The 19,739-nt window shown below is 33.8% G+C and carries 16 protein-coding genes and 1 riboswitch; of the genes, 4 read left to right on the top strand and 12 right to left on the bottom strand.

Annotated elements, in window-relative coordinates; genetic code table 11:
- Positions 1–333: 333 nt before the first annotated feature.
- Together RTL21_RS10465 and RTL21_RS10460 are read right to left on the bottom strand one after the other, a co-directional pair.
- Complete coding sequence (locus RTL21_RS10465; RefSeq protein WP_312095825.1) at positions 334–1,881, bottom strand: MFS transporter; 1,548 nt, start codon at positions 1,879–1,881, stop codon at positions 334–336.
- 1 nt (position 1,882) lies between these two features.
- Positions 1,883–3,184: a glycoside hydrolase family 28 protein gene (locus RTL21_RS10460; RefSeq protein ID WP_312095824.1), complete on the bottom strand. Its 1,302-nt coding sequence runs from the start codon at positions 3,182–3,184 to the stop codon at positions 1,883–1,885.
- A gap of 105 nt (positions 3,185–3,289) precedes the next feature.
- On the opposite strand from RTL21_RS10460, the gene RTL21_RS10455 reads away from it, so the two are divergent.
- The gene (locus RTL21_RS10455; protein WP_312095823.1) at positions 3,290–4,270 is read left to right on the top strand and encodes an AraC family transcriptional regulator; all 981 of its coding nucleotides are present in this window, start codon (positions 3,290–3,292) and stop codon (positions 4,268–4,270) included.
- Positions 4,271–4,493: 223 nt separating this feature from the next.
- On the opposite strand, the gene RTL21_RS10450 is transcribed toward RTL21_RS10455, so the two are convergent.
- Positions 4,494–5,705: an ATP-binding protein gene (locus RTL21_RS10450; protein WP_312095822.1), complete on the bottom strand. Its 1,212-nt coding sequence runs from the start codon at positions 5,703–5,705 to the stop codon at positions 4,494–4,496.
- A gap of 311 nt (positions 5,706–6,016) precedes the next feature.
- Between RTL21_RS10450 and RTL21_RS10445 the strand changes: the two genes are divergently transcribed.
- Positions 6,017–7,105 (top strand): GGDEF domain-containing protein, encoded by a 1,089-nt coding sequence (locus RTL21_RS10445; RefSeq protein WP_312095821.1) that lies wholly within the window; start codon positions 6,017–6,019, stop codon positions 7,103–7,105.
- Positions 7,106–7,216: 111 nt separating this feature from the next.
- Here the strand turns inward: RTL21_RS10445 and RTL21_RS10440 are convergent, their stop codons facing one another.
- The 5 genes from RTL21_RS10440 to RTL21_RS10420 all read right to left on the bottom strand — a co-directional run bounded on the left by RTL21_RS10440 (position 7,217) and on the right by RTL21_RS10420 (position 13,585).
- Entirely contained in the window at positions 7,217–7,723 is a 507-nt protein-coding gene (locus RTL21_RS10440; protein WP_312095820.1) for a hypothetical protein, read from the bottom strand.
- Between the two features lie 244 nt (positions 7,724–7,967).
- A complete protein-coding gene (locus RTL21_RS10435; protein ID WP_312095819.1) occupies positions 7,968–10,262 on the bottom strand; it encodes a PAS domain S-box protein in 2,295 nt (764 codons plus the stop codon).
- A gap of 14 nt (positions 10,263–10,276) precedes the next feature.
- A riboswitch (cyclic di-GMP riboswitch) is annotated at positions 10,277–10,359 on the bottom strand.
- Between the two features lie 363 nt (positions 10,360–10,722).
- Positions 10,723–11,304 carry a hypothetical protein gene (locus tag RTL21_RS10430; RefSeq protein ID WP_312095818.1) on the bottom strand — a complete coding sequence of 194 codons (582 nt, stop codon included), beginning with the start codon at positions 11,302–11,304 and terminating at the stop codon, positions 10,723–10,725.
- Positions 11,305–11,419: 115 nt separating this feature from the next.
- Entirely contained in the window at positions 11,420–12,556 is a 1,137-nt protein-coding gene (locus RTL21_RS10425) for an ATP-binding protein (RefSeq protein WP_312095817.1), read from the bottom strand.
- A gap of 474 nt (positions 12,557–13,030) precedes the next feature.
- Positions 13,031–13,585 (bottom strand): helix-turn-helix domain-containing protein, encoded by a 555-nt coding sequence (locus RTL21_RS10420; protein WP_312095816.1) that lies wholly within the window; start codon positions 13,583–13,585, stop codon positions 13,031–13,033.
- Positions 13,586–13,701: 116 nt separating this feature from the next.
- Between RTL21_RS10420 and RTL21_RS10415 the strand changes: the two genes are divergently transcribed.
- Positions 13,702–14,289, top strand: a complete 588-nt coding sequence (locus RTL21_RS10415; protein WP_312095815.1) for a LysE family translocator — start codon at positions 13,702–13,704, stop codon at positions 14,287–14,289.
- Between the two features lie 254 nt (positions 14,290–14,543).
- Here the strand turns inward: RTL21_RS10415 and RTL21_RS10410 are convergent, their stop codons facing one another.
- Positions 14,544–15,494, bottom strand: a complete 951-nt coding sequence (locus RTL21_RS10410) for a glycoside hydrolase family 43 protein (protein WP_312095814.1) — start codon at positions 15,492–15,494, stop codon at positions 14,544–14,546.
- An 807-nt stretch (positions 15,495–16,301) separates the two neighbouring features.
- On the opposite strand from RTL21_RS10410, the gene RTL21_RS10405 reads away from it, so the two are divergent.
- Complete coding sequence (locus RTL21_RS10405; RefSeq protein ID WP_312095813.1) at positions 16,302–17,855, top strand: ABC-F family ATP-binding cassette domain-containing protein; 1,554 nt, start codon at positions 16,302–16,304, stop codon at positions 17,853–17,855.
- A gap of 144 nt (positions 17,856–17,999) precedes the next feature.
- Here the strand turns inward: RTL21_RS10405 and RTL21_RS10400 are convergent, their stop codons facing one another.
- The 3 genes from RTL21_RS10400 to RTL21_RS10390 all read right to left on the bottom strand — a co-directional run bounded on the left by RTL21_RS10400 (position 18,000) and on the right by RTL21_RS10390 (position 19,326).
- The gene (locus RTL21_RS10400) at positions 18,000–18,383 is read right to left on the bottom strand and encodes an aspartyl protease family protein (RefSeq protein WP_199418916.1); all 384 of its coding nucleotides are present in this window, start codon (positions 18,381–18,383) and stop codon (positions 18,000–18,002) included.
- On the bottom strand, positions 18,380–18,640 hold the full coding sequence (locus RTL21_RS10395) for a hypothetical protein (protein ID WP_312095812.1): 261 nt from the start codon (positions 18,638–18,640) through the stop codon (positions 18,380–18,382). The genes RTL21_RS10400 and RTL21_RS10395 overlap by 4 nt, the downstream gene beginning before the upstream one ends.
- 254 nt (positions 18,641–18,894) lie before the next feature.
- Positions 18,895–19,326: a trypsin-like peptidase domain-containing protein gene (locus tag RTL21_RS10390; RefSeq protein WP_312095896.1), complete on the bottom strand. Its 432-nt coding sequence runs from the start codon at positions 19,324–19,326 to the stop codon at positions 18,895–18,897.
- Between the last annotated feature and the right edge of the window lie 413 nt (positions 19,327–19,739).

Here is a 19,739-nt window from a genome sequence, read left to right as displayed (position 1 = left end):
CTAAACAGAAAATTAGAAATGACATCAGAAGCCGCGAATAAAATGTTACTACATAAATTAAAAAGAGGTAACTCTCCTTTAAATAAGGTAGTTACCTCTTTGACTATTAGATTGAAAGATAAATAGTAATTTTACATAAAAGATTTGGAAAAACCTAATCGCACCGCTTATATTAATCTCCCAATCCTCTTCCCATAAATTCGTCTCGGTTTTAGTTCTTTTCTTGTGTTGGAAACTTAACTCATTCCTCCTAACCCCTTCTGATTAATCCTATTGTTTTCAACATTTTCATTATTATTACTAAACTGTACCCAATAGCTAGAAGAAATCTTCCTAGTTAGCTGGATTCCATATATCTTCGTATTTATAGCCAGTTAAGTCTTCAACAACAGCCTTAGTTTTAGCATCAACATCTTTTTTCAATCCTCCCGCTTGAAGACGATTGATTTCATTTTTGATAATTTGATGTGTGTCTTGGTTAAGGTTGAATGTGCGAATCAGATACATGGAGTAAGCTAAACAAATAAGCGGAATTATCGCAAATGAAATCATAATTGCCCATTTAGCAAGGTCACCTTGCTCGCTCAATGTTTTGTCAAAACCACCAAAAGCTAAAATCCAACCGATGAGAGCTGAACCGATAGCACCAGTTACCTTACGAGTGAAAGTTTGGCAAGCTGCAAAAGTTCCAGCCCTTAATTTGGTAGATACAAGCGTATCAACATCTGGAACGAAAGGAATAACATTCCAAACGGTATACTCCATTGTTTGACGACCAATTTGCCAAAGAGCTGACAAAACAATAATAACTATAAACGCTGTCTTAGCATCAAATTGTACACCGGCAAAATATAGTCCTAAATAGGTTAAAAGAACAAGAATCTGTGCAGAAAAGGCTGAAGTCCAAAGAAATTTGGGGCCTTTTTTATACATCCCAATGGTTGCGATTGGCACTACAATCATCCCTAATATAGAAAGACTTGAGGCCGTTTGTGCTGTTGATTGGCCCAAGCCAAGCAAAAACATAACATAAAAGAAGAAAGCAGTGTTAAAACAATCTTTTGCAAAATAGGATACAAAATAAATTGCACAAGTTCTTCTGCAAGCTTTTGTTTTCATTACATGACCATAATCCTTAACTGCTTCTAGAAAGCCTTTTCTTTCCTTATTTTTGTTAACAGCCTCAAATTTTGCTACGTGCTCCGGTGAAAACTCCCAAGTTGAAAAATAGGTGATCAAAGTTCCAATGCAAAGAGCAATTCCAAAAACAATTCCAGAAATCGTATAAGCGCTTCCATTATCATCGCCAAGAGCACTTAAAAGAATCGCAGGAAGTCCTGTCACTGCAAAAGTTCCAAATGCTGAGATAAACATCCGAACTGAGCTAAGTTTTACACGTTCTTCAGCTTTATCAGTCATTTCCGTTGCTAAAGTTTCATAAGCGATATTGTCAAATGATTGTGCAGCTTCTAAAAATAAAAGAACTAGAAAATACCAAAGGTATGAGCCAGGGTGAATGGTAAATAATAAGGGAAAACAGATTGCTGTTAAAATGGCTCCGACTAAGAATAAAGCATGACGTCGACCCAGCTTACGACCAATGGCCGTTGCAAACAAATGGTCACTCACTCCACCAATAACACCACAAATGACCATATCTAGAAGTTTTAAAACAAATAGCATCGTCCCCACAATACCAGCGTTTAAGTCGGCATAAGTTGTCAAGAACACCATCAAATAGGAACCAACTAACGTTCCCCACGCTGACCCGTTTAAATCGTTCATTCCATAGCCTAAGCTTCTAAAAAAAGTGATTTTTTTTGGAGTGTAAACCCAAGGTTGCTTTATTGTTGCCATTTTAGGTTGCTTTATTGCGCCCATTTTACATCGCCTCCCCGTTAATCGTTAAGTTACTAATATTTATCGTTTTAATGCCTCGATTTTCATCATGGAATAAGCCTTTAGTGGGCTCACTGTTCCAAGTTTCAATCAAATCTTCAGCTGAAGCTAAACTCCAATTAAAATTATCAATATTAACTTTTTCAATCGGGCTTTCTGGTAAACCTACAATAAAAGCTGCTGTTGACCTTACATTTATTGCATTGATGTTTTTTATTTTGATGTTTTTAATGTGCGGTGTAGTTGCTACTACTGCCTGAGCTTTAACGCTTAATAAAGCTGCTTCTTCATGAGGTAATATTCCTGGAGCAAAATACATCCCCAAAACAATTGGACACCAACAACCGTCCATTTCTAAGTTTTCAAGATTAATATTTTCAATCGTACCACCACGGCCACGACGACTTTTTAAGCGAATTCCCCGCTGCGTTCCAAGAAACTTACAATCTTTAACTTCAACATCTTTAATACCACCAGCTGTTTCACTACCTATTGCAATACCTCCATGACTTGCTAAAATCTTGCAATTACTTACCCGAACATTTTCAGTTGGAATATTTACTCTTAAACCATCTGTGCCACTTCCTGATTTTAGGGTAATTGCATCATCACCAACATCAAATAAACAATCTTGTATTACTACATTTTTACAGGAGTCAATATCGATTGCATCTGTATTAATAGCCTTCGCTGGATTATTAATAGTCACCTTTTGTATGGTAATATCTTCGCTATACACTGTATGTAGTGTCCAAAATGGCGAGTTCTGCAAAGTAAGGTTCTCAAAAGTGATGTTTTTACACTTCCAAAATTGAATTAGCGGTGGACGAAGAAACTGTGTCGAAGGTCTTGCACCACCACCTGTACGTTCTTTGTAATCAGGATTAAGCTTTGCTAGCTGCCACTCGTAGTCTTCACGTGGTTCAACTCGGTCTTCTTGTTCAATTCGAGCAAATTTATCCCACCAAGATTGCCCGTTTCCGTCAATTGTACCTAATCCAGTAATTGTAATATTTTCACATTCACTTGCGTATAACAATGGATGCATTGCATAACACTCAATTCCTTCCCAGCGTGTCCAAATCGGCTCATACGCGCTTGGATCGTCAACAAATTTTATAACGGCACCTTTTTCTAAGATCAGTGTTAGGTTCGAAATTAAGCTAAGCGCACCAGTTTCTACTACACCCGCTGGAATCACTAACTCCCGCTTTTCGTCTTTACCGCTAAGGAAATCAATTGCTGCTTGAACACTTTCGAAATCACTTGCGCTAACTTTTGCCATAGCTACCTCCATCTATTTATTTTTCTTCATTTTATTAATAAATGTTAACGGTTTCAATGACATTATGTTAGAATAAAAGTAACAAAATTACAGGTGGTATTATGGATGCAAAAAAATGTGGAAGAACTATTGTTTAATATAAGTTTAGATGAAATAGATAATCTTAATAATGCCAGAAAAGTAACAAAAGTTAATAAAGAAACCTATGCCAATATCGACCGCAAAATGGTTATCAAAAAAGACTATTTTTTAAAAAATCGCAAGGTTTATATTAGCAAGCATTCTCGTTTTGCCGACTTTCCTGAACATAGCCATAATTTTTTGGAACTAAACTATATGCTTACAGGGACAGTTAAACAAATTATTAATGGGAATGAAGAAACCCTACATACAGGCGATATCTTGCTAATGGATAAAGACGCAGTGCATTTTGTTAAAGCTCCAGGAATAAATGATTTGCTAATTAACCTGATGATTCCCGTTGAAAATCTTGATTTTGAAAGTCTTAGTAGCATTGTGCATAAAAATCACTTTATTTTTAACTTTTTAATGGAAAATACCTCGTGTGAAAAAAACCACTCCACATATATAATTTTTCGTAGTTCCAAGCATGTTGTCATCAAACAATTATTAGATCAGATTATTGATAAATATTACTCAAATAGCCCCTTTGCTAACGAAATCATCCGACTTAACACGTCCATTTTATTTATGGAGCTGCTTGAAAACGTCCCTTTTGAGGTTCACGGTAACACGCATCAGCAAATCCAAAATAATCTGGTATTTGAAATTTTACGTATCATCCACCAAGATTTTAGGACATTAACGCTTAGTCAACTTGCCAATCAACTAAACTACAATAAAAACTACCTTAGTAATCTAATAAAAAACAAAACCGGAAAATCTTTTAAGCAACTGCAAACAAAAGAGCGTTTAGAGCGCGCTAAACTTTTGATTGAAAATACTGATTTAACGATTGACGAAATTATTTATGAAGTTGGCTGGTTAAATAAAAGTCACTTTTATAGTAAATACAAGGAAGCTTATGGAGCACTGGTAAAAAAACGAGAAAACAAACAAAATTAGCATTTAATGAAAAAAAGACTCGGAAAGCGGAAAAGTTTATTTCCACGAAAACCGAGTCTGATTACGAAATGATTATTATACATTGCTAATAAATTACAGCTAATTTTAAAACTTCTTTAACTTCTCCAACAAAAAATGGAAGTGTTAATGTGACAATTACTTTGAATTGAAATGTCCTCTATTCATCTATACTAATACTTCTCTATAAATCTTTTGACATTATCTATACTTGATTTTGGTATGGAAAGCGAATCGAAGCAGTTGTTCCATGATCTTTTAAGCTTTTAAATTCAATCTTGCCATGATATTTTTCGACAATATTAAAGCAAATCATCAAGCCCAACCCTGTTCCTTTACTTTTTAATGAGTAAAATGGGGTGCCAAGTAAGGCAACTTCTTCCTCTGACATTCCTTGTCCATGATCAATTACTTTCATTACAACATAATCCTTTTCCCTTTCAGCCGTTACAATTACTAAATCACCATAATCAGAAGCCTCAATCGCGTTTTTTATAATATTTATGAGCAATTGTTTTAATTCAATGATATTAGCAGAAATAGTACAATCATCTGTTACCTTTAATTCAATTCGATTATCATGTAAAAGTCCATATGAATGAAGCAAATCCGTAACACTTTGGAGCACAACCTTAACATCTACTATTTCCGTAGCCTTTTCTTGCTCCGGTTTAGCCATTGTTAAGAATTGAGAAATAACTTGTTCGGCCATTTTTAATTCATCTATCATCAAAGTAAAATGTCTTTTTCGCTCAGAGGAAAAAGACGGATCCCCTTCGAAAACTTGTAAAAAACCTTTCACAACCGTTAAAGGATTCCTAATCTCATGTGCAACAGCTGCTGCAAGCTGACCAGATGTCTTTAATCGTTCAGACTGTTGCATTTGTTCATAATATAATTGCTGTTTTTTCATTCGGCTATTCGTTAAATGAAAAATAAAATAAATGATAACTTGGCTTGTAAGGAAGTTTAATAGGTACCCAATTATATCCTCTTGTATATAGCTGTATTGATATGCTTGATTAATGAACAGAATGTAACCAAATAAGATTAAAATTAATGCGCCATTCAAAAACAAGGAAAAGTAAAAAAGCTTTGAATTGAAAAATAAAATCGATAGAGCTGGGATTAAACATAGTAAAATAAAACTAGATCCTGGGTATAAAAGAAAAAGGATATAAAAGTAGATAGAGGCTAATACGATGATGCTTATTCTAAGAATATCTGTCTCATACTTAGGATAAAGCAATAAACATACGGACAGACCAAATCCCAGTATGACTCGAAATAGATATCCAAATTCGACTTTACTTAAAAGTGGGATATCAATAATTAACCCTATTAAAATAATGGCTATGCCCGTACAAACGATTTTATAGTATATCTTTTTATTTAAAGTATTTTTTATCTCCTTCATGGATACCCCTTAAGTTTTTAATCATTATTATATATAGTAAAATATAACATTTTTAATACTAAAAGGGATATATTACTTTTTTTACACTGGTGGGCCTAATAGTAACATTTATGTCAAGGTCGATCCTTCCCAATTATGCAAGAGGCTTTTACAACATAGCACATATCTTTTCCATATGTATTTATGATTAAATTGTTCTCTGTTATTTTTACTTATTTTCCCTTTATCTCGCCAAATAATTTTTACCATTATAGATAATACTAAAGAAATTCTACTAACAATTATGCAATCTTATTTTAAGGTGAAAAATTATGATAATTAAAGATTTATTTTCAAATCTTGCAATATTGATATCCTTACTTTTTTTGTATAGTCAAATAACCACAGATAACCCTTTAAATAGACAGTCATCAATGATAAGGAAAATAAGAATTGGGATTATAGGAGGTATTCTCGGAAATATCCTTATGCAATATAGTATTCATATTGAAGATGCCATAATAGATCTCAGACACATCCCCATCACTCTTTTAGCTTTTTATGGTGGATCACTTCCTGCATTGATATCTATGATTTTAATCATTATCGGTCGGCTTTATATCGGAATGAATTTGTCATCCATTTTTTCTGTAATACTCATTTTTTCATCTACAATTGGCGCTATTTTCTTTGTAAGCAGTACACTATCTACAAAAAATAAAATCATTTTAACACTAGCTTGGAACAATCTTATATTCACACTATTCGCCATCCATTTAATTGATGAAATAAATATTCTCCTTGTACTGATTCCAGCCTATTGGACAATTTCCTATCTTGGAGGATTTACTGCATTTTATGTCATACGTTATTTAAGGTCGATTCAAGTACTGTTTGAAAAATATCGAAATGAGTCAACTACAGATGGATTAACTGGATTAAATAACTATCGCAACTTTGACAATATCTTTAATGCATTGATAAAGCAGGTTGATGCTAAAGAGGAAAAACTTTCTCTCCTTTATATAGATATTGATTTCTTTAAGAAAATTAATGATAGATATGGACATATAAAAGGGGACGAAATATTAAAACAACTTGGTGAAGTACTAAAAAATTGCACCAAATCTTATGATGTGGTCAGCAGAAATGGAGGAGAAGAATTTACCGTATTATTACTAGATTGTCCTTTGGAAAAAGCAAAAGAAATGGCAGAAAATATTCGAAAAACTGTGGAGTCATATCCTTTCTATGCATTTGGGGAAAATATCCACCTAACCATTTCAATTGGAATAGCTTGTTACAATGAAACAACTAGCAAAGCTATTGATATTATTGATGATGCGGACAGGGCTCTTTATTATGCAAAAAATTCCGGAAGAAATAAAGTATGTATTGCTAACAGTTATCCAGAAAAATAGAATTCACAAACCTTTATTTAATTTGCAGAAATAAGAAAAGAACGAATGAGAGATTTCTCCGATTCGTTCTTTTCTTAATTACTCCATTTCTTTTTTACCTTCACTTAATATTTACATCAAGTCAACTTTTTTATCTTTTTCAAATCTCCATTTATTAAGGTGAATATTTTCATATAAAAATTGAAAAGCATATAAGATTAAAGTTAAAACCATAAAAACATACATTAATTGAATTTTTTTCATTCGTACCAAAGATGCTACTCCGAATTTTGTTAAGATAGGCACCATAGCATATGTAAACATTCCATCAAAGAACATATTCAATGCCAAATATCTTAAGAACTTGCCATACGTCCATTTTAATATCCATATGGAACCAACAAAAAATGGTCCAAGCATAAAAGGGATTACTCTTGATAATCTAGGATGAAGTGTTCCATACCACCACCACCATTTACGCCTTTTGGCAATGACATTGGTTAACCTCACCATTAATGCAATAAATACACCTGCTGGCAAATAATGTTTAAGCGTTTTTTTACCTAATAATGGTGCAGTAACCCAAGGTATTATCATGGTCAAAAACAATAATGTCTTTGAATATTTCATTATATTCATCTTACACACCCTCTAAATATTCGATAAGAATACTATTCCCCAAAAAGTGTGATTTACTATAATTAATTATGGGATGCGTATTTTTTTAAATTGTATAGATAAAGATTATTTAATAGAGTCCTCTCTCAATACAATAACTACAGGACTAAATAGAAAGTATTTATATTTATTTACAAGTGTTAATGACTAAAGCAGCGTGGAGTCCCCCGCTGCTTTAGTTGTATAATTTGTACATAGTAAATTTTTATGTCGTGTATACTTTAATATTATTCCTTCCAGATTCTTTAGCAGCATACATCGCCGTATCCGCATATTTCATCAGTTCACCAACGGTAGTTCCTATTTTAGGATAAAACGCAACTCCTATACTTGATGTTGTATAAAACTCGTGATTATTAATAATCCATGGTTTCTGAAGAGAAGCAAGAATTCGCTCAGCAATCATCAAAGCATCCTGTTCTTCTTTGATTTCAGAGAGAAGGATAGTAAATTCATCCCCACCTTGTCTAGCAAGCATGTCACTTTCACGAAGACAGTTTTGGACTCTCTCGGAAAATTGTTTTAACAATTCATCTCCGGCGTCATGTCCGAGGGTATCATTTATCTCCTTAAATTTATCAATATCCATATACAGGAGAGCAAACTTTCTTTTATACCGATCCGCCACTTTTATTGTCTGTATTAACTTTTCTCGAAAGAGTCTACGATTTGGAATCCCTGTTAATGGATCATAGAAAGCCATATTGCTTAATTTCTTTTCCAGCATTTTTCTCTCTGTAATATTTCTGCCCACAACTTGGAGTCTCAGAATATGGTCTCGTTCACTTAAAACTAGCTTTGCATGTGCTTCTATCCAAACCCAATGACCATTCGCATGTTTTATTCGAAAATCGGCAGTATGGTCTTCCTTATCCATCATTCCACTCTTAAATATATTTTCTAATTTTTCAATATCAGCTGGATGAATCAATAAAAAGGCATTATTCCCTTCAAATACTTTTGGAGAGTAACCCAATACATGTTCATGTGACGGGGAAGCATAGACTACGATACCCTTTGGATCTACCACCCTTACAAGGTCAGTCATATTTTCCGCAATTAATCGATATTTTTCCTCACTCTGCTGAAGTGCTTCCTCCGCTTTTTTACGACTAGTAATATCCCGAAATATCATCAGAAATGCATGATCTCCTTCATGGTTAATGGTAATACCCGTAACCTCAACATCTAAAGTTCTTCCATCTAAACTAATGATTTTCTCTTCAAAAGGAGCTAATTTCACCCCTATATCTTTTACTTTTTCTACTCGCTCATTAACTGAATTAATATATTGTGGATGGGAGAACTTACTAATTGGTTGATTGATTAGCTGCTCTAGTGTTGATGCACCCAATAGTTTCACACAAGCCGGATTCCCATACTTAATTAATCCATTCGAGTGGATAATTATCGCCTCTGGAGAGAGGTCGACAAGTCTACCATATCTCTCTTCACTTTCCTTTAACTCATTTTGCATTCGTTTACTTTCTGATATATCTCGAATCATCATCATGGTAGAAGTTTTACCTTCATGATTAAAAGTTGCCCCTCCAATCATTGCATCAATGACGCTTCCATCTCCTCGAATTAATTTTATATCTTCAAAGGGGACTTCATATCCTATTGCCAGATCTGATAATCTCTCCTTAAAAGCTTCATGGTACTCCTTATGAATAAAAGAAAAAATAGATCGCCCAATTTCATTGTCTACCATTATTATTTTACGTGCTGAATTATTCGCAAAGATTATTCTACCCTCTTGATAGATAACAATTCCAAGTGGCGCACGTTCCACAACCTTTCGATAGCGCTCTTCACTTTCTCTTAATGATTCTTCTGCTAGCTTCTTTTCTGTAATGTCATTTCGGATTGCTACATATTGATAAGGCTTTCCTTCTTCATTTAAGAATGGAACAATAGTTGTAGCAACCCAATAATAAGTCCCATCCTTGGCTCTATTTCGAATATCGCTTTTCCATGTCTTCCCTGTCCCAATCGTTTTCCACATCTCTCTAAAAAATTCTTTAGAATGATAGTCTGAATTTAAAATACGATGGTCTTGTCCAATTAGTTCTTCTCTCGTGTATTGAGATATTTCACAAAATTTATCATTAGCATATTTTATTGTTCCCCTGCTATCCGTAATTACAATGATGGAGGACTCATCTAATGCTTTTTGAACATCAGCCAGTTCTTTTATCGATTCCTTCAATGCCTGTTCACTTTTCCACAATTCACGATCAGTCTGCTTTCTATCTCGAATATATCCTCTTGAAACAAGAACAAATACTAATACAGATGATAAAATGACAAAGAAGTATTTTTTTAAAACGGATAATGAATAAAATAAATTTGAATCAATAAACAATATTTTTAAAATTTGATCAGAAAAATAAATCCATATACTACCTAATAAGGCATATAAGAGCGTGATTTTTAAAGGTACAGCGTAGTACCTTACTCTTTTTATCGCTACTCTTCTACCATTCCGTTTGTTCATTTCTCTTTCTCTCCTTCGGCAACCCAGCCATCCTAGCTAGCACCTTAGACCTGTGGTTTTGCGTCCTTGCCTTTCAACAAGTTTGCCCTTTCAAGATTAGTGCAAAATTTTGATATATTTATCCTCACTAACCTTTCTATGAAAAAAGGATGTAATTAAAATAGGATACAGCTATCTCACTTAGTATTATCCAAATTTCCCTTTTTTTAGTAAACTCAGATTTACTTTTATGTAGTAAGTATTCATGATTATGATTCATACAATAGGTTTCACCAAATAGCATTTCTTTTATAGATTTACCCCCAATAATAAACAATCTAACGTCTACCTGACTGTTTATGAGTTCAATCATCTACGCTTATTCTCTATGCAAAGCTTCATCCATATAGTGAACATCATTAGCTTCGTAAAAACAAAAAAAGCACTCCAAAAGAGTACTCACATAAGATTCAAATTCATATTAGCAAAACTCATTTCCACTTAATCCGGAAATTATGTTACAAAATTTCATCCATTTTGGTGGATAGTGATTACTTCCAGTTTTTATCTCACAATGTGTATCATATTCTATGCGAACACTCCAATGGGTACCATCCATTACTAGACCAAATACCTTGTATTCTTCAGCCCAGTTAAGAAAATCACATTTATGAAGTTCAGTCAGAAATAACACTATATCCTCTTCTATTATTTCTTTAGTAACCTTAATTGGTAATTCATCGGAGAAAGGAAATTCACTTTTGTATTCCACCTTTTTATCAGCAAAATCAACTTTCACTTGACTATATGGACCAGGATATCCACCTACCTCTGCATAAATTGCTTGAATTCTTTCATATGGTTTCATCCCTCTATACTTTTTCCACTTATAATTACAATCCATACAATAATAATTTGCATTTCCAATTGAATAAGTATACTCATCGAACTCTTCAACCTCTAATTGGAATTCAGGTTGATTTGGGATTTCTGGGATAATATCATAGGTATTGTTTTTTTTGCATTTTGGACATATTTGTGTAATTCTCCTTAAATTTTGCACTCTACTCCCCCCATTTTTTATTTTATAAAATTAACATAATCGAATAACTAATAATAGACTTTCGCTTCTTTAAATGCCTGTGAGTTGTGTAAAATTCGGCTGAACTTTTGCTACCTTAGTTTATTTGGGGTAAAAGAATAATAAATTCTGTCCCTTTATCCTTTTCACTTTTCACCTGTATTTCCCCCTTGAAAGATCGAACAATTTGATAGCTTACCATCATCCCTAAACCTGTCCCACTTTCTTTTAATGAATAAAATGGATATCCAAGCCTATCCATTTGCTCTTTTGTCATACCAATTCCTTGATCCTTAATGGTAATCTTTATAAAACCATCCTCCGTAGAAGTACAGGTAATCCAAATAATTCCACCATTTGGCATAGATTCTATCGCATTTTTCAAGATATTAATCAAAGACTGGTTTAATTTATGTGCATTAGCGTATATCCAGCAATCTTCAAGAATTTCTGTTATCATCTGGACATTATGACTCAGACTGTAACTTTGAATGATTTTTACAACACGTTGCAATTGATAACCAACTTCAATTCTTTCGTTGTTATTGATAACCGGCTTTCCAAATGCTAAGAAATCATTAATAATTTCATTTGCTCGATCTAATTCTTCTATTGATATTTGTATATATTCCTTTTTTTCTTTAGGCAAATCAGGCTCATTTAATAGTTGTAAAAAACCACGTGTAACTTGCATCGGATTTCTAAGTTCATGAGCAAACACACTTGTTAATTCACTTATCACTCGTAGCTTCTCTGCATTTTGCAATTCTGTTCGAATCTGATTAATCTCAATAATAGTTTCATATAACACAATGAAGAACCAAGTAGCTATTGCACCAAAAATAAGTTGAATAATTTGTATTTTGGCATAATCTATAGAAAAACCTCTTAGTATAATAAAGATAATAAATCCAATAAAACAGTAGTAAAGGGAAAGACCAATCGCAATTTTCACTCTTTTGCGTTTTTCTGATCTTGCAAAATATCTTTGAAAAAACAATATAACTGGTATGGTTAATAATAAAACAAGAACAGAATTATAAAATCCTATACTAACACCAGAATAAAGCCGATAAACGATTATAAGGATGGAAAGAAAGATGGAAGACCAAAATCCTCCGTATAAGCTCCCCAATATTAACGGGACAATTCTTAAATCTAGTCGTATATTTTGACCAAGGCTCACTGGGAAGGACATGCAAAACAATATGGATATTCCCCATAAAATAGACATGATAATGTTTCTATTTTTATGACTCTTTACCCTCTCCAAAACAATTGTAAAGTTAATAAATATGGGTACTACCATAAGCGTCAGTTGTAGCAAAAAATCCTTTATTATACTCATATTCTTTACCTTTCTTATTCACTTTCTACCATATAAGGACTATTCTAGTTTAGTCCTTATTATAGGAATACTCCATATCAAACTTTATAATACTCATTATATGTTTAATATGGAGTATTTCCATCGTATATATATACGAGACAAAAGGAAAGAACCTATACGTCATACATAGTTGATAAATAGTCGACAAAACAAAAAGCCGAATCACTATGAATTCAGCCCTAAATTTGTTTGGAATCTTGATTATGAGCAAGATTAAATAAATAATTTCTCCGCTTCCATTATTAGAAATTCGACTATCAACTACCTAGGTAAATATTGACCAAAAAATTTAAAGAAGAGAAACAAATACAAATTCTCTTAACCTGGATAGTAAATTATCATACTTAAACGAGATAATGCCTGTCCTGCATTAGAATATATGTGGGGTTTATCTGCTTTGAATCTTATTGAATCACCTTTTTTCAAATTATACTTACACTCGTTTACAGTAATATCAATTTCTCCATCAAATACAGTTATAAATTCCTCTGCTCCATCTATGTGCCCAACTGAACTGAGATTCCCCTCTGGATCAATTTCGACTGTATAAATTTCAAAGCGCTTATTTTCTTGAAATGGAAACACTGGATAAACTCTGTACCTTCCATTATCTTCAGGCATTACTTGTAACTCATTCCGTAAAACAACTTTCGCATCAAGTGGAGGAGCGCTAATAAGAGACGTAAAGGAAACCTTTAATCCGTTAGCAATTTTCCAAATGGTTGTAATAGTTGGACTTGAATCTCCTCTTTCAATTTGTCCTATCATAGCTTTACTAACCCCACTTAGTTCTGAAACTTTCTCTAAACTAAGTCTTTCCTTCTCTCTTATAGCCTTTAAATTTCTTGCCAAAATCAATTGAATTTCTTCCATGAAATCACCTCTAAACAATTTACAATTTAACGTACAATTTATATAATATAACAATCGAATGTTATATTGTTAATTTCGTACATTATAACATACAATTTAGAGTAGGAGGTTTAAATATGCCCTTTTTATCGTTCTTTTTGTTTGTATTAGTTAGTAGCTTTACTCCAGGTCCAAATAATTTTATGGCCATGTCGTTTGCAAATAAATATGGGTTTAAAAAAACAATTAAGTTCAGCCTTGGCGTTGCAGTAGGCTTTTTTGTTCTGGCCTTGATGTCTAGTATTTTTAACCTTTTGCTTATAAACATCTTCCCCATAATAAAGGTACCATTAACCATTTTAGGCGTTGGCTATATGTTATTTTTAGCTTATAAAACACTTACAAGTAAAGACATGAATAATGAAAGAAGTGAAGAGAGTGCCAAAAATCTTTTCGTAATTGGCGCGTTGGTACAATTTATAAATCCAAAAGGGATTCTGTATGGAATTACAGTCGTATCAACCTTCCTATTACCTTACTACACTTCTTACTTTAGTTATTTAATCTTTTCATTATTCTTAGGAATTATTGGATTTCTAAGTTCATTAAGTTGGAGTTTATTTGGCTCTATTTTTCAGAAGGCGCTATCAGAGCATCGGAAAACATTTAATTTAATAATGGCATTGTTATTGATATATAGTGCCATTTCAATTGTTTTACATTAAAGAATATATATGCACGACAAAAAGAGGGTGTAACAGACATTAAGCACCCTCCTCTTTATTTCCACTCTATTGCTTTCCATTCACAAATGATAGACAATTGGCCTTCATTTATAGAGAAAACGCTTACTATCTAATGTAACTAATTCAGCAAAAGTCTTTGACCCTACCTCACCATTTACTTTTAAATCGTTATCTTCTTGGAATTTTTAACAGTAGCGAACATTTCCTTACCGAATTCCTCAGTTCCCTACTTATCACTCACCAGAAGGAATGACAATCGGTGCTGATGTACATAATGGACTTCCAAAATTAGGGGAACCATCGGCATTCCAATTGAATTTTTGTATTCTGGTACTTCGTCGCTGGCTTCCTCCCTCTGATTCGGAGATAGCATGATAAACAATCCAATCTTCTGTTTCATCAGGAGATTGTGTAAAACTATTATGGCCAGGAGCAAATACCTTATTTTCGATACTTTTCTTAAACACAGGCTGAGTAGATTTAATCCAAACGTCGGGATTCATGACATCCATATTCTCTGAGATTGTTAACATCCCCAAACTATAATCATCAGACCAAGTGGTACTAGCAGAATAAATTAAAAACAACTTATTATTCCTCTTTAACATTACAGGTCCCTCATTAATCGCCATTCCACCTTGCTTTTCCCAATCATACTCAGGTTTTGACAATAATACGTTCGGACCAGTAAGTGTCCACGGATTTTCCATCTCAGCTATATATAGAGCTGAACCATACTCAGGAAAGTTCCCATATCCAGCATATACAAAATAAAGTCGATCTTTATGTTCAAAAATCGTTCCATCTAAACCAGGATATTCTGTATTTACATATCCTCTTTCTACCCAAGTCCCGTTAAACGGATCTTCCGCAGAATTCTCTAGCACAAAAATCTTCCTTGATTGATCATCGCCTATCCCGTCATTTGCTGTGAAATATATATACCATTTCCCATTTAACCGATGAATTTCTGGAGCCCAAATATTAGCACAATTGATTCCTTCACTCGGAGCAGTCCAAATTGTTTTACAATTACCTTGTGCCATTCCACTTAATGTAGGTGACTTCCATAAATCAAGTCTTGTTCTTTTTGTGACCATAAAATAGTAAGTATCTTTATCTTTATACACCCATGGATCTGCCCCAGGCTCTAGAATCGGGTTATGAAAAGTTAAATTCTCCATCGTTTCCTCCTCTTACCACGTTTTTTAATTATGAAAACTGCCTTACAAATAATCTTTTAAGTTCTAATAAATGAGTTCTTTAATTTGAGGAAAAGCGGCGCAAGAAAGCGTTATCAAATTAAAGAAAGACTAAGGTTTGAACACTTTCTGCTTCAAATAGTGCGGTTCTATTCTTTCTCCATTATATACCCCTTTGTTAGGATTCCATTCCACCGACTTGTATAAGCTTTAGCCACTTCGTCTCCCAAATGATATTTCTATCTTAGTTAATCCTCGAATTCCATAACATATCCCTACTCCCACTTTTATTTATCCAATATATTTATTCTCTACCCTCTCTTACTTTTCCTTTTAAAATTAACAGGGATTGTGAATAGGCTACACTTTTTTTAGGCAAAGTTGATTACAGATCATATATTTGGGGAGAATCTACATGACTATAAGAGAACGCCGAACATGTACTGAGGAATTCAAAAAACAATTCGTGCTGATCCCCACTATTTTTTATCTGAAGGATAGTCAGATATAATGTGGGGCGCTAACTCTTTTCATCTTACGTATGGAATGTACACCCTAAAATTTTCTTTTAGAACTCAACCAATTATTTCATTTTTTATTCAACTATTCCCATATAGGAAAACCTCCTATCCTATTGTATAATAGACTTTTATCCTACTTGTGAGATGCCCAAGCAAGTATAATTCCATAATCGAATTTCATTTTACACAAATAATAATTACAAGTTAGAAAATCTAATATAAATCTAGTATGATATCTACATGTGATATAAAAGAAGGGGTTAAAAAAATGAGCGTATTAAACGTAAAAGGTTTAAGTCACGGTTTCGGTGATCGTGCGATTTTTAATGATGTGTCTTTTCGACTTTTAAAAGGGGAACACGTTGGACTAGTTGGGGCAAATGGTGAAGGTAAATCTACTTTCATGAATATTGTTACTGGAAAGCTACAACCTGACGAAGGGAAAGTGGAGTGGTCACGAAAAGTTCGTGTTGGTTATTTAGATCAGCATGCTGTACTTCAAAAAGGTACTACAATGCGTGAAGCTTTAAGTACTGCTTTTCAATATCTTTTTGATGCTGAAGCAGAGATTAATGAGCTTTATGCAAAAATGGGTGATGAAGGTGCTGATATCGATGCATTACTTGCAGAAGTTGGAGAGCTACAAGAAACGTTAGATAGTAATGACTTCTATCAAATTAATTCAAAAGTGGAGGAAGTTGCACGTGGTCTAGGACTAGATGATGTTGGGCTCGATCGAGATGTAGCTGATCTTAGCGGTGGGCAACGTACGAAAGTTTTGCTAGCCAAGCTATTGCTAGAAAAGCCTGAAATCCTATTACTAGATGAGCCTACAAACTATTTGGATGAACAGCATATCGAATGGTTGAAGCGCTATTTACAAGAATATGAAAATGCATTTATCTTGATTTCACATGATATTCCATTCCTGAACAATGTTGTTAACTTGATTTATCACATGGAAAACCAAGAGTTGAATCGCTATGCTGGCGACTATGATAACTTCGTAAAAATACATGAAATGAAGAAGCAACAACTAGAGTCTGCTTACAAGCGTCAACAACAAGAAATTGCTAATTTGAAAGATTTCGTTGCACGTAACAAGGCTAGTGTTGCGACTCGTAATATGGCGATGTCTCGTCAAAAGAAGCTCGACAAAATGGACATTATTGAATTAGGGAAAGAGAAGCCAAAACCAGAGTTTAAATTCAAAGAAGCTCGTGCAGCTAGTCGTTGGATTTTCACGGCTGAAGATCTTGTTATTGGTTATAACGAACCACTTTCTCGCCCGCTCAATTTGAAAATGGAACGAGGACAAAAAATCGCCTTCGTTGGTGCAAACGGTATTGGTAAGTCTACGCTTTTAAAAAGTATTCTTGGATTAATCAATCCAATCTCAGGTACAGTGGAACGCGGTGATTATCAACACATCGGCTACTTCGAGCAGGAAGTGAAAGAGTCCAACTACAACACTTGTATTGAAGAAATTTGGAGCGAATTCCCAAGCATGAATCAGGCGGAAGTCCGTGCTGCTCTTGCAAAATGTGGATTAACGACGAAACATATTGAAAGTAAAATCGAAGTCCTTTCTGGTGGCGAAAAAGCCAAAGTTCGCTTGTGTAAAATTTTAAACACAGAAACAAATTTATTAATTCTCGACGAGCCTACCAATCACTTGGATGTAGATGCAAAAGAAGAACTGAAACGTGCATTAAAGGAATATCGCGGAAGCATCTTAATGGTATCCCATGAACCTGATTTCTATCGTGACATTGCGACAGATATTTGGAATTGTGAGGATTGGACTACGAAGGTGTTTTAAATAAAGAGGAAGGGGTACTCAAATGAAGAAAATTTCACTTGAGTACCCCTTTTTTACTGAGAAGAGTTTATTTTAATACAAGTTGCCCACGTGGCTTGGATGGTGATGGCAGATAAATATTGATGTAGTGGTGTTTACCTTAACCTAATTTTTTCGCACTTCCATATTTTCAAAGTCGATGATTAATTTATTTGCAAGAAAGAAGTCACTGCCGATGATGCAGTCAAATCCATGCATTTCTCTAACATCGCCGAGCTGTATAGTGAAATTATTAAGTTGAAACTCGTCAATATTCATACCGTATACTTTTTGCTCAATGCAAATTTCCGTACCGCCAATTCCATACATCTTTCGTGTAATGGCATTTTCTAAATCGAGCATCAATCCGACTTCTTCACATAAATCTGTATCTAAAATGGTTGAAGAGCAGCCGGTATCAAGCAATACGTTATTGAATATCTTTTTGTTCCCATTGTATTCAATCTCAACAGATACTAGAGGTAAGTGGTCATCCATTTGAAATCTCATACTCTTCTTCGCACTCCTATATATGGCTGCTCAATTACCTTTATTTCTTCGTTATTCGTGTGAAAAATATATAATTCACGATTTTGATTTTCCCCATGTAGTTTTTTATACACTTTCCATGCTGCATTACCGTTCTCAAAGTCATCAATTACTGACATTTCTTTGATAATTCTTTCTTTTCCTCTCGATTCGGATTTTAACGCTTCAACTAAGACACACCGTTCTGGAAAATGTTCGCGTACCTCAGACCATTTCATACATATGCGCCTCCGGTTCATTCTTAATTTTATTTTTATTATATCATTTTTTGATATTAAGAAACCTAATGGCTTATTTAAAAATGCTAGCGTTATATTTGTATATTGGTTGTGGGAGAAATGAATGTATTTAAATCAATACAAAAGAAGGAATGTTGAGGAACTTTTATGCTTTCAGCAGCAATCTTGTTTGAGAAAATCAGTAAGCCCAGTTTTTCAGAAAAACAGAAAGCTATCAATGATGCTTTCTGTTTTTACGATAATATTTTACTTATTTCAGAAGAAACTGTCATACAAGCAATACAAGCATCTTCAATTTTTACTATCATGCTCTCAGCAGTCGAATCATTTTTCGAATTCGGTGAAATGTCTTTAAATCCTTTTGTGGCAATCCCAATAACCTCATTTTGCAAATTAATAACCAGCCCACCACTATTGCCTGTTACAATCCGGGAACTAATTGTAACCCGTTCTTGCTTAACTCCCAATTTACCAGTTTCCTTGCTAAAAATATTTGGTATATAATGCGAGCGATATTGTACTAATTGTCCTTTATTTATATAAAGGGAGTTTCCATCGCCATGATTTGGATAATCAATTAATACTATATCTTGGCCTAAATAATGGTCAGTATCATAGCTAAATCCATAATCAATGTCGAAGCCTTCAACATGGAGAATTGCGATATCTCTATCTTTATAATTTTAAGTCACAGTGCACAACCCGAAATTTGTCGATAACTATAGGTATATCTGTAACTATCATACGTAAATGGATTACTCAATTTCGATTTAAGTGAAGAATTTCCAATGAAGTTCGTTCATTTGTCCTCCCAAAAACTATATGAGGTGTAATTGTATTCATTTTTCTCTACAATGTTGCCATCACAACTTAAAAATACAGAATTGCAATCTTTTTAACTCCCTGTCGACATAATTCGAGGCGTCACTGTGACAGAGAATTTATTTTATTTTCTCACTTGAAGGAGAAATCGGAAAGGTTTTTTGTGACCTGTTAGTTACTTTATTGGTTAATTATAATTTCTGTTCAGTAATATTAATGTCCTGCTACCCTCATTTTCTCAAACCCTTGTTATTCC

It is taken from the genome of Niallia sp., from assembly GCF_031978665.1.
Taxonomy (GTDB): Bacteria; Bacillota; Bacilli; order Bacillales; family Cytobacillaceae; genus Niallia.
This window is presented reverse-complemented; position numbering and strand designations above follow the sequence as displayed.